Source organism: Nocardia sp. NPDC003693 (assembly GCF_053981095.1).
This window is the reverse complement of record NZ_JBSFNO010000041.1, coordinates 1-17,403: the sequence shown is the minus strand read 5'-3', so window position 1 is coordinate 17,403 and position 17,403 is coordinate 1. Positions and strand designations below refer to the sequence as shown.

At 68.9% G+C, this 17,403-nt stretch carries 12 protein-coding genes and 1 pseudogene; 8 read left to right on the top strand and 5 right to left on the bottom strand.

Annotated features, from left to right (window positions below; translation table 11 throughout):
• Positions 1–55: 55 nt before the first annotated feature.
• Positions 56–814 carry a lytic transglycosylase domain-containing protein gene (locus ACWDOP_RS32025; RefSeq protein WP_454202594.1) on the bottom strand — a complete coding sequence of 253 codons (759 nt, stop codon included), beginning with the start codon at positions 812–814 and terminating at the stop codon, positions 56–58.
• Positions 815–1,034: 220 nt separating this feature from the next.
• On the opposite strand from ACWDOP_RS32025, the gene ACWDOP_RS32020 reads away from it, so the two are divergent.
• The 6 genes and pseudogenes from ACWDOP_RS32020 (at position 1,035) to ACWDOP_RS31995 (ending at position 8,710) form a co-directional block, all read left to right on the top strand.
• A complete protein-coding gene (locus ACWDOP_RS32020; RefSeq protein WP_456348038.1) occupies positions 1,035–2,117 on the top strand; it encodes a TauD/TfdA family dioxygenase in 1,083 nt (360 codons plus the stop codon).
• Positions 2,114–3,103, top strand: a complete 990-nt coding sequence (locus ACWDOP_RS32015; protein ID WP_456348037.1) for an ornithine cyclodeaminase family protein — start codon at positions 2,114–2,116, stop codon at positions 3,101–3,103. Before ACWDOP_RS32020 ends, ACWDOP_RS32015 begins: the two co-directional genes overlap by 4 nt.
• 46 nt (positions 3,104–3,149) lie before the next feature.
• Positions 3,150–4,547: a Y4yA family PLP-dependent enzyme gene (locus tag ACWDOP_RS32010; protein ID WP_456348036.1), complete on the top strand. Its 1,398-nt coding sequence runs from the start codon at positions 3,150–3,152 to the stop codon at positions 4,545–4,547.
• A 241-nt stretch (positions 4,548–4,788) separates the two neighbouring features.
• Positions 4,789–5,835: pseudogene (locus ACWDOP_RS32005) on the top strand (PLP-dependent cysteine synthase family protein); the annotation flags it as partial.
• Between the two features lie 353 nt (positions 5,836–6,188).
• Positions 6,189–7,595 carry an MATE family efflux transporter gene (locus tag ACWDOP_RS32000; RefSeq protein WP_456348035.1) on the top strand — a complete coding sequence of 469 codons (1,407 nt, stop codon included), beginning with the start codon at positions 6,189–6,191 and terminating at the stop codon, positions 7,593–7,595.
• A 131-nt stretch (positions 7,596–7,726) separates the two neighbouring features.
• Positions 7,727–8,710: a phosphodiesterase gene (locus tag ACWDOP_RS31995; protein ID WP_456348034.1), complete on the top strand. Its 984-nt coding sequence runs from the start codon at positions 7,727–7,729 to the stop codon at positions 8,708–8,710.
• A gap of 59 nt (positions 8,711–8,769) precedes the next feature.
• Here ACWDOP_RS31995 and ACWDOP_RS31990 read toward each other — a convergent pair whose 3' ends face one another.
• Positions 8,770–10,170: a stealth family protein gene (locus ACWDOP_RS31990; RefSeq protein WP_456348033.1), complete on the bottom strand. Its 1,401-nt coding sequence runs from the start codon at positions 10,168–10,170 to the stop codon at positions 8,770–8,772.
• A 538-nt stretch (positions 10,171–10,708) separates the two neighbouring features.
• Here ACWDOP_RS31990 and ACWDOP_RS31985 point away from each other — a divergent pair.
• Both ACWDOP_RS31985 and ACWDOP_RS31980 read left to right on the top strand, forming a co-directional pair.
• Positions 10,709–11,200, top strand: a complete 492-nt coding sequence (locus ACWDOP_RS31985; protein ID WP_456348032.1) for a hypothetical protein — start codon at positions 10,709–10,711, stop codon at positions 11,198–11,200.
• Between the two features lie 157 nt (positions 11,201–11,357).
• Positions 11,358–11,933: a TerD family protein gene (locus ACWDOP_RS31980; RefSeq protein WP_454202586.1), complete on the top strand. Its 576-nt coding sequence runs from the start codon at positions 11,358–11,360 to the stop codon at positions 11,931–11,933.
• 87 nt (positions 11,934–12,020) lie between these two features.
• Here the strand turns inward: ACWDOP_RS31980 and ACWDOP_RS31975 are convergent, their stop codons facing one another.
• The 3 genes from ACWDOP_RS31975 to mfd form a co-directional block, all read right to left on the bottom strand.
• Complete coding sequence (locus tag ACWDOP_RS31975; protein WP_454202585.1) at positions 12,021–12,725, bottom strand: sensor domain-containing protein; 705 nt, start codon at positions 12,723–12,725, stop codon at positions 12,021–12,023.
• A gap of 107 nt (positions 12,726–12,832) precedes the next feature.
• Positions 12,833–13,501: a MazG family protein gene (locus ACWDOP_RS31970; RefSeq protein WP_456348076.1), complete on the bottom strand. Its 669-nt coding sequence runs from the start codon at positions 13,499–13,501 to the stop codon at positions 12,833–12,835.
• Between the two features lie 65 nt (positions 13,502–13,566).
• A complete protein-coding gene (mfd, locus tag ACWDOP_RS31965; RefSeq protein WP_456348031.1) occupies positions 13,567–17,181 on the bottom strand; it encodes a transcription-repair coupling factor in 3,615 nt (1,204 codons plus the stop codon).
• Positions 17,182–17,403 lie beyond the last annotated feature (222 nt).

The window sequence follows — 17,403 nt, the reverse complement described above, 5'->3', positions numbered from 1 at the left end:
ACGCGCCCCGTTGCCGGGCATCGGCCCGCATACACGAGCCCGGGTCGCAGGGGATCTACGCCTTGCGCCCGACGCTGTAGGCGGCGGCGCGGTCGCGGACCTTCTTCATGTAGGCGGTCGACTGGTTGTAGGTCATGAGCGCCTTCTCCCAGCCGGGCGCGCCGGTGAGGTCGCCGCCGCTGACGCACAGGTAGCGGGCGGCGGTCAGGGCCGCGTCGTCGATGTTGTCCGGATCGGCGATCCCGTCGCCGTTGGCGTCGACGCCGAAACGCTGCCAGGTCTCGGGAATGAACTGCAGCGGGCCCATCGCGCGGTCGTAGACGGTGTCGCCGTCGAGCTTGCCGCCGTCGCTGTCCTTGATGAGGGCCACGCCGGGCGAACCGTCCAGGGGAATGCCACGAATGGCGGGCGACACCTTGCCGTCATCGGCGACCTTCGCGCCCCGATGGGTGCCGTGCCTGCTCTCCACGCTCGCGATGCCCGCGATGGTGGTCCAGCCGATGCCGCAGTCGGGCCGCGAGCGCGCCATGACCGCCGCCGCATAGCCGTACGCCTGCAACGAGACAGCGGGCATACCCATGCTGTCGGCCTGGTCCTCGGCCCAGGCGTGCAACTGAATCGCGGTGCGGCCCGGGGCATCCAGATCGATCACCGGCAGGGCGGCGCCCGGCCCGGGCGGCGTGCCCTCCGGAATCGGAGTGAGATCGACTGAGCCGCAACCGGTCAGCAGAATCAGAAGGGAAGCCGTGCCCAACAGGCCGGCGCGGGACATGACAGCGCCGAGACCGGCCTTGGTGGAACGCACCCTGTCCATCATGCATATGGATCGGCGCACCTTCCAGGAACGTCAACGCGGGCGCGCAGGAGTCGGCCTGATCGATACGTGCCGGTGACCCGCGCGGCTATTCTTTGATACCTCTCAGCTATTTTTTCAACACGCGCTTAGGTAAGCCTTGCCAAATTTGCCGGGGCGCACTAGCTTCCCTGCGGGACCCATACACCGCACTTCACTCCGAGGCCAGGAAGGCACCCCCTTGGCGAAAAGCGTTCTCTCCGAACGTCAGACGCTTCACCCTTCGGAACTCGAACGACGCGAGCTGCCAGCGGACGCCGGACACACGGTACGCGCGCTCGCGCATGAGATCACCGTCACACTGGGCGCTAGCCCCGCGATAACCACCACCCTCTCCGACGCGACCCTGTTGCGCCACATCGAAGACCGCTACGTCGAATTACCCGAAGTCGTGCATCAGGTCATGCGCGCGCCCGCCACCGCCGCCGGCGTCACCGTCATCGGGCAGCTACCGCTCAGCGACGCCGAACTCGGTACGACGCCGGTCGATTGGCGCCAGGCCGCCGAATGGGCCGGTGACCCGGACCGGGCATCGACCTCCTTCGCCCTGGATGTCACCATGCTGCTGCTCGCGCGGTGCGCGGGCGAACCGTTCGGCTGGCAGGGCCAGCAGGGCGGGCGGCTGGTGAACAACATCGTGCCGACGCCCGGCCACGAACAGGAGCAATCCGGCGCCAGCAGCACCACCCTGCTGAGCCCGCACACCGAGGACGCCTTCCACCCCCAGCGCGCCAACCTGCTCATGCTGGGCTGCCTGCGCAATCCCGACCTCGTCGGCACCACCGTCTCCTCGGTGCGGCGGGTGGAACTCGATGCGGCACAACGGGAACGGCTGAGCAGGCGCGAGTTGCCCATTCTGCCCGATATCTCCTACGGCGACGATTTCGAGACCGAACCCGCGCCCTCGGTCGCCACCCTCGGCGAGGACGGGGGCGAGCTGACCCTGCGCTTCGACCCGGCCTACACCCCGCTGGACGGCGCGGACTGCGAATTCCTGGCCGCCTATGACCGTTTGGCAACGGAACTCGAAAGGGTCTGCATCACCGCCGCTTTGGCCCCGGGGGAACTGTTGCTCGTGGACAATGATGTCGTGGTGCACGGACGGGTGCCGTTCACCCCCCGCTACGACGGCACCGATCGCTGGCTCAAGCGAGTGAACATCCGGCTGCCCCAGCGCCGCCGCGCCGCGGCAGAAGCCACCGAGAACGGATACGGCCAGCGGGTGGTGGCCCCCTTCCGTACGATCCGAGGACTCCGCAGTTGACTACCAGACCCACCCCGCTGCGCGTACTCAGCCGCAGCGACCTAGCCGATGTGCCGATCAGCCCGGCCGAGGTCGTGCGCGCCGTCGAGGACGCGTATCTCGCACTGGCATCCGGTGATTCGGATAATCCGCGCAAACTCAGTGTCGCGCACCCCGACGGCTGGTCGGTGGCCTACGCCATGCTCGGTCGTGACGGCCGCCGCCGGGTGGTCGCCATGAAGACCTCGTACAAGTTCGATCCGCACCACGATCGCAGCACCAAGCGGTACTACACCACGATCACCCTGTACGACGACGCCACCGGTATTCCCATCGCCATGATGGACTGCGCGCGGGTCGGCGCGCTGCGCACGCCCGCGGTCTCGGCGCTGCTCGCCCGTGAGGCGGCGCGCCCCGGCGCCCGCTCGGTCCTGCTGGTCGGCACCGGCACCCAGGGGCGCAACGCGCTGCCGCATCTGCTGGCCGCCAATCCGCACCTGAACCGGCTCATGCTCTACGGCACCCACCCCGAGGGCATCGAGTCGGTGTATCGCGAACTGGGGCAGCACAATCCGCACGTCGACTTGGAACTGGTGACCGATCCGAAGGCCGCCGCGGGCGGCGCCGACATCGTGCTGGCCACCGCGGGCCCGGGCACCCGGGTCGCCATCGAGGCCGCGGATCTGGCCCCCGGTTCGACGGTGGTCCTGGTCGGTTACGGCCTGGCGCCCTCGACTCTCAACGAGGCCGATCGGGTGGTCGCCACCAGCGCCGAGCAGATGGCGCTCACCGGCACCGACATGGCCGGGCCCGACGGCAGGCTACGCCGGGTCGACGCCGAGCTACCGCACATCCTGAGCCGCCGCGCCAGCGCCCGAATCACCGACGAGGAACGCGTTTTCGTCTACAACAGCGGCCTGGTGCTGACCGATATCGCGGTCGCGCACGCCCTGGCCACCCGCGCCATCGCCGAGGGCCGCGGCACCGAGGTGTCGCTGTGGGACTGACCGCCGCCCGCGCGCCCGAGGAACGGAGACAGCGCTGACCGACACCGTGAAGAGCGAGACCGCGACCGTGCGGAACGAGTCGGTGCACGAGGTATCCCCCATCACCGCGGCGCCGATGCCCGCGCACCGCGACGAGTGGGAACGGCGGGTGCTCGCGGATCCGGAGCTGTTGCGCGAGTTGGCCGACGCGATCGGCGGCCCGTTCCATCTCATGTATCCCGAACGCGTGGTCCGCAACATCCGCGACTTCCAGCGCGTGTTCGCCGGACACGGCGTGGTGGGGGCGATCTACTACGGCAAGAAGGCGAACAAGTCGCCGTCGGTGGTGCGCGCGTGCGCCCGAGCCGGTGCGGGCGTGGATGTTTCGAGCGCGCAGGAGTTCGTCGCGGCTCTGGGCGGCGGCGTGCGCGGCGCCGACCTCATGGTCACCGGACCGTCGAAATCCGCGCGCCTGCTGGAGCTGGCCGCGCGGCATCGGGCCCTGGTGGCGATCGACGACCTCGGCGAATTGGCGCGACTGGGCACGGTGGCGAAGGGGGACGGACCCGCGCGCGTCATGCTGCGCGTCCTGCCGCCGAACAGCGGCAGCCGTTTCGGCCTGACCTGCGACGAACTCGATCTGGCGCTCACCGCGGCCGACGAGAAGTCGATTCGCCTGGAGGGCTTCAGCTTTCACCTGACCGGCTACGACGTGGCCGACCGCGCCGAGTTGGCGCTGGCCCTGATCGAGCGCTGCCGCGAGGCGCGCGGACTCGGGCATCCGGTCACCACCATCTCCATCGGCGGCGGCTTCGGGGTGAACTACGTCGCCGCCGAGACCTGGCGCGCCTTCCTCGACGGGGTGAATCCGCGCTGGTTCCACGGCGATCGGGCGCCGCGCACCGAGACCTACTACCCCTACCACTGCCCCGTGCCGGGTCCGGCGATGCTCGCGGCCATCCTGGAGTACCGGCAGCTGGCGGATCAGCTGCGCGCGGCCGGAATTCGCCTGGCGATCGAGCCCGGGCGCGCCCTGCTGGATCGGGCCGGCTGTTCGGTCTTCGGGGTGCAGGGTGTGAAAACCCGCACCGCGCACGGACATCGGTACGCCATCCTGACCGTGAACGGCACCAGTCTGAGCCTGTCCGAGCAGTGGTTCGCCAGCGAGTACCTGCCCGATCCGGTGCTGTGGCCGCCGCGCCCGGGCGAGCTCACCCCCACCTGTGTGGGCGGCGCCTCCTGCCTGGAAGACGACATGCTGAGCCGCCGGCGCATTCCGCTGCCCCGGCCCGCCGAAATCGGCGATCTGCTCGTATACCCGAATACGGCCGGATATCAGATGGACAGCAATGAGTCCGCCTTTCACGAACTGCCCGTTCCCGCGAAGGTGGTCCTGCACGCCGCGCACAACACCGCGAACGGCGAATTGCGCTGGACGTTGGACGGTAAATCCGACGAATGCTGACAAATTGCCCCATTCCGGCATCGCCACACCAACGGAGCACTGGCAGCCGCTCCCCGACTGCACTATCGTTTTGCTTGCTTCGCGAATGCACGACATGAACCTCCGCGCTCCGCGGGCGTGACGAGAAATCCGCCACCGCCCGTTATTGCCGCCGGACCGGGGCTATCCCTTATGAACCGCCCGCGTGTCGGCTCGCCCACATCACCCACGTTGAAGAACTTCGCCGAGGAGAATTACTGAAATGCCGGTTATCGTCAGGCGCGTGTCTGAGCTGATCGGACAGACACCACTGTTCGAGCTCGCCGTCAGCACCGAGACCGGATCCCGGGTCTTTCTCAAGCTCGAGACGATGAACCCCACCGGCGCGGCCAAGATTCGCATGGCCCGCGCCATGATCCTCGAGGCCGAACGCCGCGAACTGCTCCGGCCCGGCGGGCACATCATCGAGTCGACTTCCGGCAATACCGGCCTCGGGCTGGCGGTGGTCGCGCGCGAACGCGGATATCGGTTCACCGCCGTGGTCGACCACCACGCGTGCAAGTCCAAGCTGAACGCAATGCGTTCGATGGGCACCGAGCTGGTATTCGTCGGCGATGGCGACGACGACGCCCTGTCCACCAACGCGCGCGAGGAATTGGCCGAGCGAATGGCGGCCGAGCAGGGCCCGGACGCCTACTTCCCCGCGCAGCACCACAACTCCGCGAACGGAATCGGCTATTACGCGCTCGCCGCCGAACTGGCCGCCGATCTCGACAAGATCGACGTGCTGATCGCGGCCGTCGGCACCGGCGGCGCCCTGTTCGGCACCGCGCGCGGACTGCGCGAACTCGGGCGCACCCCGCGCCTGGTCGGCGTGGAGCCCGAGGGCTCGATCGCCTTCGGCGGTCCCGCGCACGACTACTGGCAGTCCGGAACCGGCACCCCACTCGGCGCCGAGCCGGGCCTGCACGTGGACGAGGACCTGCACCTGATCGACCCGAGCGACCGCGTGAAGGTCTCCGACGCGGACGCCTTCGCCACCACCCGCGTCCTGGCCGCCGAGCTCGGGCTGATGATCGGCGGCTCCTCGGGCAGCTCGGTGTACACCGCCCTGACCCGGCTCGAGACCTACCCCGCGCACTCGGTCGTGGTGGTCGTGATCAACGACGACGGCGAGAAGTACCTCGACACCGTCTTCGACGACGAGTGGATGAGCGACCGCGACCTGCTGGACCGCGAGCGCGAGGCCGCCATCCTGGCCAGGCTGCGAGCCTGCGCGCCGCCCGCCCGGCCCGATCCCCGCGAGATCGCGGTGCTGCGCGATCTGCACTACGCGCTGCCGGACACCTTCGCCATCGAGAACGGCCTCGGCGGCGCCGCGCTGCGGGATTACGTGGACGAACAACTGCCGCAGGCGAAATTGATCCGGCTGCTGGAGCTGACGGACATGCCCGCCCATCGCATCGGCGAGCTCCTCGCCCAGGGCGACGACGACGGCGTGTATCGCGCGCTGGAGAAGCATCGCAAGCAGCTCGTCGACCGGGCCGCCATGATCTCGGACCTGCTCGAGGGCCTGCGCGGCGGGCCCGGCCCGGGCGATACGCACACGATCCTGGTACCCCCCGCCGCCACCGCGCCGCGGCCGGACGAGGCACTGGCCCAATGACATACGCCGCACGGCCGGCCCGGCTATCCGACGGGCGGCAGCTGACCGCACTGGCGACGCCCATCGCGCTCACCCAGCTGGCCCAGGTCGCGATCTCGACCACGAACATCGCCCTGATGGGCACGCTGGGGGTGCGGCAGGTGGCCGCGGGCGGCCTGGCGCTGGTGCTGTTCAACCAGATTCGCACCATGTGCGTCGGGTTGATCACCGGCACCGGCAACCAGGTGGCGATCGCGGTCAGCCGGGCCGAGAAGCGCGGCCGCAAGCCCGATGTCGAAGTGCGCGAGGTGGTGCGATCGAGCTTCTTCATCGCCACCCTCGCGGGTTTGCTGGGCGGCGCGCTGCTCATCGGGCTCGGGTGGTCGCTGCAGTGGCTCGGCCAGGACGGCGCGGTACTGGATCAGGCGCGGCCCATGATGGTCGCGCTGGCGCCGGGCCTGCTGCCCTGCCTGTGGTTCCAGGTGCTGCGGCAGTACACCGTCGGCATGCAGCGGCCGCAGGCCCTGCTCCTGGTGACGCTCGGCTCGGTGGCGCTCAATGTCGTACTGGCCCTTGCCTTCATGCACGGGTGGTACCTGCTGCCCGAACTCGGGCTCACCGGTATCGGCGTCGCCACCTCGCTGGTCTTCCTGATCACCTTCGGCGTCTTCTGGATCATGGTGCGCCGCGACGCCGAACTCGGTGCGACACTGCCGCTTCGGATGTGGCCGGTGCACTGGGCCACGGTGCGCGCCGAGTTGCGACTGGGCACACCCATCGCCCTGACCTACGGTTCCGAGGCCGGTATGTTCTCGGTGCTGGCGCTGGTCATGGGCAGTCTCGGCGCGGCCGCGCTCGCCGCGCACAACGTGGTCTACCAGGTCGTCTACATCGTCTTCCAGGTCGCGATCGGGCTCTCGCACGGCGCGTCCATCCTGGTCAGCAAGGCCGTTGCGCGCGATGAGTATCCGCACGCGCGCGCGTTGGCGTGGCTGGCGCTGCGCTACGTCGCGGTGGTCGCGGCCGTCACCGGCATCGCCTATGTCGCCGCGCCGAACCTGGTGCTGCTGCCCTTCCTCGACGACTCCGACACCGCCACCGTCGCTCTCGCGCACGGACTGCTGCTCATCGCGATCGTGCTGCAACTGTTCGACGCGGCCCAGAACGTCGCCGTCGGGCTGCTGCGCGGCCTGAAGGACACCAAGGCCGGCTTCCGGCTGTCCCTGGTCGGCTACTGGGGTGTGGGATTGCCCACCGCGCTGCTGCTCGCCTTCCCGGCGGGACTCGGCGCGGCGGGGGTCTGGTGGGGCCTGACCGCCGGACTCGCCACCACAGCTGTGCTGATGCTGCGCCGCTACTTCGCTCTGCTGCAGACACGTGAGCAGCAGACTCCGCGAGTGCTGGCCGGTAGCCTCGGGCATTGAGCCGACATCCAAATCTCACCTTCTCGCAAGCGTGCCGTCACTGGACGCAGGCACGCTGAAAGAAAAGGCTTCGCTATTCTGACGGACGGAAACGGCAAGCCGAGGCACCCACACTGCCGGGGAGGATGTCCGTGTACATCTCGAGAGTCGCCGAATACCCGAGGGCGGACCATGTTCTGTTCCACATCAGCGACACCCACCTGATCGCCGCCGACGAGGACCTGTACGGCGATGTCGACGCCGAGGCCCGGCTGCGCCTGCTCCTGGATCAGGCCGAGGCGAGCCGCATCACGCCCACCGCGATCGTGTTCACCGGCGACCTCACCGACCGGGGCGAGCCGGGGGCCTATCGGCGCCTGCGCGCGGTGGTGGAACCGGTCGCCCGGCGCATCGGGGCGCCGGTGGTCTGGGTGCCGGGCAATCACGATCACCGCGAGACGATGCGCGAGGAACTGCTCGGCGAAAAGGCTTCGGACACACCGCTGGACAGCGTCCACCTGTTCGACGGGCTGCGGGTCATCGCGCTGGACACCTCGGTGCCCGGGCATCACTACGGTGAGATCACCGATGCCCAATTGGAGTGGCTGCGTGCGGAACTGGCCGAGCCGGCGCCCTTCGGGACCATTCTGGCCATGCACCACCCGCCCATCCCCTGCGTCATCGATCTGGCCGTGACGGTGGAGTTGCGCGATCAGCGCCGCCTGGCCGGGGTGCTGGACGGCACCGACGTGCGCGCGATTCTGGCCGGGCACCTGCACTTCTCGACCAGCGCCTCGTTCGCAGGCATTCCGGTGTCCGTGGCGTCGGCGACCTGCTACAGCCAGGATCTGTCGGTGCCCACCGGCGGGCTGCGCGGGCGAGATGCCGCGCAGGCGTTCAACTACGTGCACGTGTACCCGGACACCGTGGTGCACTCGGTGGTGCCGATCGGGGCCGGGCCGACCGTCGGGGAGCCCGCGACGCCGGACCAGGCGGCCGAGAAGCTCGCCGCCGCCGGCATCGTGATTCCGCCGGCCGCGCGCATTCCGCACGTCATGCGCCGCCGCGACGGCGCCGCCGAATCCGGCCGCGGCACGGTCGAATCCGACGGTGAGTCCGCGCACCGGGTCGAATAGCGCCCCGGCACGGCCGACCGGTGGCCCGCCCCGCCGGGCGGGCCACCCGTGAAAACCGTTCAGGCGGCGCCGGATTCGAAGGCCACCACGGTCGAGGTGTCCGGCTTCTCCCACGGCGCGGGCTCGGGGAAGTACGTCTCCAGGAACCGCGACACCGCGCGCACCCGCTCGGCCTCGGGCACCTCGGGGAAGCTGCCGTCGTTGAGGCAGAAGAAGTCCACGTCGCGCCGCCGTTCCAGGCCCTCCAGCAGGGCCAGGCCGGTGTACAGCGTGGTGTCGACGTAGCGCATCCGGCCCGCCTCCTGCGGTACCGCGCGGCCCGTGAGCAGGGCGTAGTAGTGGTAGAGCGAATTGGTCACCGAGATATCGGTGGCCGCGCGGAAGCGACTGGTGCGGGTGCGCGCGAAATCCTCCGGGAAGGTCTGCTCCATCTCGTGTAATACGCTGCGCCGCAACGGCACCGGGGTGTGTTCTAGGTGCCTGGTGATGACGTGCCCGAAGCGCCGGTTCAGCAACTGCCGGTTCATCCGCGCCGCGTTCTCGAAACCGCTGCGGCGCTCGTTGTTCGAGCCCGGGCCGATGCGGGTGCCCGCCTCGATGTAGCGGCTGATGCCGCCCGGGGTGAAGAACATGGACGGACGCACCGGGCGGGCGAAGAACATGTCGTCGTTGGAGTACAGGAAGTGCTCGGACAGCCCGTCGATGTGCTGCAACTGCGATTCCACCGCATGGGAATTGAAAATCGGCAGGCCGCTCACGTCGGAGAAGTGGTCGATCGCGCGCACGATGGTGACCTGCGGATCGTCCGCCAGCCAATCCGGCACCCGGGAGTCGGTCGCGATGAAGATGCGGCGGATCCAGGGCGCGTTCTTGTGCACCGAACGCAGGGCGTAGCGCAGTTCGTCGATCTGGCGGATGCGGGCATCGGCCTCGTCACCCTCGCCCACCACCACCTGGGCCATCATTCCCGCACGGCGAGCACGGAATTCGGGATCGGTGCCGTCCACCCAGGAGAACACGATGTCGATGTCGAAACCCACATCGGTGGGATGCGGCGCGAACATGCCGGACAGCGTGGGCCAGCTGGCGTCGTACAGCAGGACGGTGGAGATCTCGACATCGGCGAGATCGAAGACATTGCGGGTCAACGCGTTCGGCCGCGGGCATTCCACCGTGTCACCGTGGTACTCCCACACCTCGATCTCGACGTGATGCGCGGTGTCGAGGTCACGGCCCAGCCGGAACACGTTGTGCTGCTTCTCGTTGACCGCGAATCCCGCCACCACCGCCGCGCCGAGCACCCGCCGCAGCGCGGCGCGATGGGAGCTGTCCACGGACAGCACCGGCCTGTTCTCGGCGTCGCGCACCAGCAGGTACGGCACCTCCGCCGCCGTCATCTCCCCGCGCAGATGCCGCAGATCGTCGACCACCGCCGCCGACACCGAAACCATTTCCACCATCACCGTCTCCGCTCTCTCGCGCTTTCACCTCACGTCATGGACCCCACACCGGCGCGACCCGGCGCCGGCCCCTGTCAGGGGGACCGGCGCGAGCCACGAAAACCCTTGGGCATTCAGAAGAACGGGGCGGGCAGAGCGGTGCGCGGTGATATCCACGGTCGTCGCAGGTACGGCCGGAAAATCATTCGCACTCACCTCACTCTGGGGCCGACGCCTGACGCGTCGCGTTGTTCGGAACAGGTTGCGTTCGTCGACGCCGGAACGGGCGGACGGGCTTCACCGGGCGGTCATCGGCCGGTTACTCGCGGGACCTCGAGCAGTCGAGGAACTGTAACGAATGATGCAACCGATCCGGCCCCGCGTCAATCCATTACCGCGCAGGTCCGAAGGTGTTTTCACAGCTGTAACCGACGTTTCGGACACACGGGCGGGAGCGGGCACGCGACACGGACCCCAGCGCGCCACTGTGGCAACGGCATACACTTGCTGGCAACACAGTCCAGCCCGCTGTGTTTATACCCGATCGTGAGGTGACGATATGGTAGCCGAAGCGCGGGAGCGTCAGGAGCCCTCTACAACGGAGGCCCCTGCGGAACATCCCCAACTCGACACTCTTCCAGACTGGCCACTCGACACCATCGCGGTTCTGGTCACCACGGATCCGGCCCCGCACGCGATTCCGGTCTCCTGGCCGGTGCGCGCCGGGGACAGACGGATCCTGCTCAGTCTCAAGTCCGATCGCGGGTCACTGGCCCGCCTCCGTGCGCGGCCCGCGGTGGCGCTGCTGATTCTCGGCGGCGGCGACGTGGCGCTGTGCGCGAGCGGACGAGCGAGCGTGGTGGCCGATCCGCTGCCCGGCGCCGAGGATTACGTGGCGGTCGCCATCGAGGTGGAAACCATCGATGATCATCGCCAGTCCGCCTTCACGGTGGCCTCCGGCATCCAGCGGACCGTGCTGGATCCCACCGAACTGCGCTACCTGGAGCGACGCGTCGCGACGCTGAAATCCATGGCGACAGAGCGTAACTGAGGTCGCGAGCGAGGCCCATTGCGTGCGCCAATTCGGACATTTCCGGCACCAAACTTCGGGCCGGGCTGCGGTGCCGAATTGAACGCACACAATGGGCCTTCTCTTCGACCATAATCAGGAGGGATGCGGTGTGAAGGCACCGCGGGGAAGGAGAGATGTGAGCGTCAGTTTGGCCAAGGGCGGAAATGTTTCGCTGTCCAAGCAGGCCCCGAACTTGACCAAGGTCTCGGTTTGCCTCGGCTGGGATGTACGCACCACGACCGGTGCGGACTACGACCTGGACGCGAGCGCGCTGATCTGTGGCTCGAATATGCGTGTGCTGTCGGATGCGCATTTCGTGTTCTACAACAACCTGCGTTCGCCCGAGGGCAGTGTCGAGCACACCGGTGACAACCTCACCGGCGCCGGCGACGGAGACGACGAGGTGATCAATGTCGATCTGGCCGGTACGCCGCCGACGATCACCAATATCTTCTTCCCGGTATCGATTCACGACGCCGACAATCGGCGCCAGTCGTTCGGCCAGGTTCGCAATGCCTACATTCGCGTCGTCGACGCGTCCAATGGCGCCGAGCTTGCCCGCTTCGATCTGACCGAGGACGCTTCGACCGAGACCGCCATGGTCTTCGGTGAGCTGTACCGGCACGGACCCGAGTGGAAGTTCCGGGCCATCGGCCAGGGCTACGCGTCGGGGCTCGGGGGCATCGCTCGCGACTACGGGGTGAACGTGTAATCATCGCCGCGCGATGACGAGCGCTGCTCGGCCGGACGTCATCCGGCCGGGCAGCGCTTTCGTTTGCGGGACAGGCGCCTTCGCGCCTCAGTTCAACTGGCGGATCTTGGTGGCGATGCGGTCGGCGATGACCGCCGAGGTGCGCGCGTCGGCGTAGGCGCAGCTGGAGATCTCGATGAGGGCGTTGCCCTGGGTGCGCATGGTGTCCGAGCAGACCCAGTCGCTGCCGCTCGAGGACAGCGTCCAGTCGACCGAGTACGCCGACGGGTCGCTGCTGTGCTCGACCGCGGTGACCTTCAGCGTGCTGGGCTTGTCCTTGCCGTCCTTGGGCGTGCTGGTGACCTGCCGCCCATCGCACTGCGCCAGCACCTCGCGGTACTGGTTCACCATCTCCTCGGCGACCAGGAAGTTCTTGAAGGTGGTGACGGTCTCGTAGATGGCGTGCTGGTAGCTGTCCCCCGGCTCCTGCAGCGACCGCAGCCGGAATCCGGTCCACTTGTCGCCGTAGGTATCGGAGTTGGCGGTGTACAGCATAGACGCGCACTCCTCCGGCTTGTACGTGAAGTTCGGGACGGTGGGCACCGTGTTCTCGAACTTCTGCGTCAGGTTGGAGGCCGCGACGATCTTGCCGACCTCGTCGGTCGACAGCAGCACGTCCGGGATCTTGTCCGGCGTGAGCTTCGGCATCTTCACCACCACCGGGTCGGGCGCGGGCGTGCCGCTCACGACCTTGCTACACCCCGTGACCGCGAACAGCACCGTCAGGCATATGGCGACACTACGCCCCCGCATTGCTCCTCCTCTGCACCCGAATCAGCAGAAGCATAGCGGGCGCAGTGGACGAATCGCCCGGCGTCGTGGCAGCCGCCCGCGTCACCACAACCGGACAAGCGCCCATTTCAGGCCGTCGGCCAGTAGCGGCACCAGTCCTCGGCGTCGAGCGGGAGGCGTTGGCCGCGTGCGGATTCGGCGGCGTCCTCGGCGGCGCGGACGTCGGCGGCGAAGGCGCGGGTCGCCTTGCGCAGGCGCTCCTCGGCGCTGTCGGGGCCGCCGAGATCGACGGTCCGCAGGGCCGGGGGGATCAGGGCGTCGGGCAGGCCCGCCTTCGTGCTGCGGGAGCGGACCTTCTCGGCCAGGGCGAGAGCGGGCTGGGCCATCGCTATGCCGTCGAGGCACGAGCGGCGGGACTTCTCGGCGGTCTTGCGCTCCTCCCAGGCCGATTCCTGGGCGGCGATCTTGTCCTCGAGGCTCGCCGCCGGGTCGATGGCGTCGGTGGCCAGGTGCGGGCTGCGATGGGTGAGTTTGGCGACCAGGGCGGCGGCCACCTCGGCGACGGTGAATTCGCCTGCGGCCTCGGCTATCCGGGAGTGGAACAGCACCTGGAGCAGCAGATCGCCGAGCTCCTCGCGGATCGTGTCGGCGTCGGCGTCCTGGATCGCGTCCAGCAGTTCGTAGGTCTCCTCGAGCAGGTACGGGCGCAGCGAATCGTGGGTCTGGGTCACCTCCCAGCCGCCGAAGTTCCACAGCCTGTCCATCACCTCGACGGCCTCGCCCAGGGCGTGCGTCATGCGGGCGGTGTCGGTCTCGGCCACCCGCTCGCCGGACGCGCCGGCCGCCGCGGCCTCCGGCGTGCTCATCGGGCCGCGGCCGCCGGGGCGACGCGCACATCCACCGCGCCCGCGGCCTTGCCGTCCAGGGCGAGCAGCAGATCCGCGACGAACTGCAGCACCTGGACATCGCGCACCCGGGACGCGCCGACGCTGTCCTCCACCCGCGGCAGCGGCAGCTGCACGATGCCGGTGGTGGGCCGGTAGGTCGCGTTCGGGTACAGGCGCTTGAGCCGCAACTGCTTGGAATCGGGCAGCTGCAGCGGCGACACCTTGAGAGTGGTTCCGGTGACGCCGATCTCGACGATGTTGTACTCGCGGGCCAGCAGGCGCAGTTTGGCCACCGATACCAGGCGCCCGACCTCCACCGGCAGCGGGCCGTAGCGGTCCACCAGCTCCTCGACCACCGCGGCCAGTGCCGAATCGTCCTGTGCGGCGGCGAGTTTGCGGTAGCCCTCCAGGCGCAGCCGATCCGAGGCGATGTAGTCCGGCGGAATGTGCGCGTCCACCGGCAGATCGATGCGCACCTCCTTGGCCTCCTCGTCCACCGTGATCGGCCTGCCGTCGGCGGCGGCGCGGTACGCCTCCACCGCCTCGCCGACCAGGCGCACGTAGAGATCGAAGCCGACCCCGGCCACGTGCCCGGACTGCTCGGCGCCCAGCACGTTGCCCGCGCCGCGAATCTCGAGGTCCTTCATGGCCACCGCCATACCCGCGCCCAGATCCGAGTTCTGCGAAATGGTGGCGAGGCGGTCGTACGCGGTCTCGGTGAGCGGCTTCTCCGGCGGGTACAGGAAGTAGGCGTACCCGCGCTCGCGACTGCGCCCGACGCGCCCGCGCAACTGGTGCAGCTGCGAAAGCCCCAGGGCGTCGGCGCGTTCCACGATCAGGGTGTTGGCGTTGGAGATGTCCAGGCCGGTCTCGATGATCGTGGTGGAGACCAGCACGTCGTACTCGCGCTCCCAGAAGCCCTGCACGGTCTTCTCCAGCATGTCCTCGTTCATCTGGCCGTGCGCGACCACCACCCGCGCCTCGGGCACCAGATCGCGAATCCGCTTGGCGGCCTTGTCGATCGAGGACACCCGGTTGTGCACGTAGAACACCTGGCCGTCGCGCAGCAGCTCACGCCGGATGGCAGCGGCGACCTGCTTGTCGTTGTACGCGCCGACATAGGTGAGCACCGGGTGCCGCTCCTCGGGCGGGGTGAGGATGGTGGACATCTCGCGGATGCCCGCCAGGCTCATCTCCAGGGTGCGCGGAATCGGGGTCGCGGACATGGTGAGCATGTCCACGTGCGTGCGCAGCGCCTTGATGTGCTCCTTGTGCTCGACACCGAAGCGCTGCTCCTCGTCGATGATGGTCAGGCCCAGGTCTTTCCAGCGCACGCCGGTCTGCAGCAGCCGGTGCGTGCCGATCACGATGTCGACCTCGCCGGCGGCCATGCCCTCCATGATCTCCCGCGACTCGGCGGCATCGGTGAAGCGCGAGAGTCCCTTGACGGTGACCGGGAAACCGGTGAGCCGCTCGGTGAAGGTCTGCAGATGCTGTTGCGCCAGCAGCGTCGTGGGCACCAGGACCGCGACCTGCTTGCCGTCCTGCACAGCCTTGAACGCCGCGCGCACCGCGATCTCGGTCTTGCCGTATCCGACGTCGCCGCAGATGACGCGGTCCATCGGGACCGCCTTCTCCATATCGGATTTCACCTCGGCGATGGCGGTGAGCTGATCGATGGTCTCGGTGAAGGCGAAGGCGTCCTCCATCTCGACCTGCCACGGGGTGTCCGGTCCGAAGGCGTGCCCGGGCGCGGCCTGGCGGGCGGCGTAGAGCTGCACCAGCTCGGTCGCGATCTCGCGAACGGCCTTGCGCGCCTTGCGCTTGGTGTTCTGCCAGTCCGAACCGCCGAGCTTGGACAGGCTCGGCAGTTCGCCGCCGACGTAGCGGGAGAGCTGATCGAGGGAGTCCATGGGCACGAACAGCCGGTCGCCGGGCTGGCCGCGCTTGCCGGGCGCGTATTCGATGACCAGGTACTCCCGGCGCGCGCCGCCGACGGTGCGCTCGATCATCTCCACGAAACGGCCGATGCCGTGCTGATCGTGGACCACCATGTCGCCGGCGCTCAGGGCGAGCGGATCGACCTGATTGCGACGCCGGGCGGGCAGCTTCTTGCCGTCGCCCGCGGCGGTGACGCGATTACCGCTCAAGTCCGATTCGGCGATGACGACGAGCTTCGCGTCGTCGAACACGATGCCGTCGTGCAGCGAGCCGCACAGCACCCCGACCAGTCCGCGCACCGGTTCCGCGCCCGCGTCGAGGGCCGCGGCGGGTACCTCGGCGTCGGCCAGGCGTTCCAGAATGCGTTGCGCCGTACCGTGTCCGGCCACCACGATGACCGCGCGCCCGCCGGTGGCGACGTGCGCGCGCAGCGAGGCGAAGACGGTGGCGATGAGTTCCTCGGAGCCGCGCGCGACGGGCGCGGGCTGCACCGGCAGCACGATCTCGCGCGGATCGTCCGCGACCAGCGGGCTCAGGGTCCACCAGGGCAGTTGCCGCCGTTCGGCATTGGCGTGCACCTCGGCCAGGTCCCGATAGCCGGACGCGGCGAGATCGAGCCCGTGCGCGCCCAGCGGGGCGGCGCCGCCGAAGGACGCCGCGGTCCAGGACGCCTCCAGGAATTCCTGGCCGGTGCGCACCAGATCGGCGGCGCGGGTGCGCACCTTCTCCGGATCACACAGCAGCACATGGGTATCGGCGGGCAGCACGTCGGTGAGCAGTTCCAGCTCCCCCGGAGCCAGCACCGGCAGCAGCGCCTCCATGCCGTCCACGGCGATGCCCTGCGCGAGCTTCTCCAGCATTTCCAGCAGGGCCGCGTCCGCCGGGTTCTCGGCCGCCACCTCCGCCGCGCGCAGGCGCAGTTCCTCGGTGAGCAGCAGTTCGCGGCAGGGCTGGGCGATGACGAGTTCGGTCGGAACCTCGTGCAGCGAACGCTGATCCGAGACCGAGAAAGCGCGCAGCTCGCTGACCTCGTCGCCCCAGAACTCCACGCGCACCGGGTGATCGGCGGTGGGCGGGAAGAGGTCGAGAATGCCGCCGCGCACCGCGAATTCGCCGCGCTTGCCGACCATGTCGACCCGCTCGTAGGCGAATTCGACCAGCCGCGTGAGCAATTGGTCGAAGTCGGCTTCGGCGCCGACCCGCAGGGTGATGGGGTCGATGTCGCCGAGTCCGCGCGCCATGGGCTGCATGAGCGAGCGCACGGTGGTCACCACCACGCGCAGCGGCGCACCGTGCCCGGGATCCTCGGGATGGGCGAGCCGGCGCAACACCTCCAGGCGGCGGCCGACGGTGTCGGCGCCCGGGGACAGCCGTTCGTGCGGCAGGGTCTCCCAGGAGGGGAACAGCGCGACGCTGTCGCCGAGCATCTCGGTGAGTTCGCCGGTCAGGTCGTCGGCCTCGCGCCCGGTGGCGGTGACCACCACCAGCGGGCGCTCGCCCGCGATGGTCGCGGCCACGAACGGCCGCACCGCCGACGGCGCCACCAGCATCGCCGACTCGCGCCCGATCAGCTTCTTGACCTGCTGCAACGCGGTGTCGGCACCGGCCACCGCGGCCAGTCCCGCCAGTGGTGGACGATGGGTCGACATGAGGCAGACTCCTGACGCGGATCAGCGGGTAAGGGGAAGGCCAGACGAGTCTATAAGCCTCGCTCCTCGCCTCACCCACCCCCAGAGACCCTCAACTTCGCCACGTATTCGCTACCCCGGTCCCCCACCTCGTGGTTCGCGGCCCGCCCGGTTCTGGACTGACGGAGCGGGGGAGCGAAGCGGAGGAGCGGAGGAGGGAAGAACCGGGTTACGAGGGCCGCG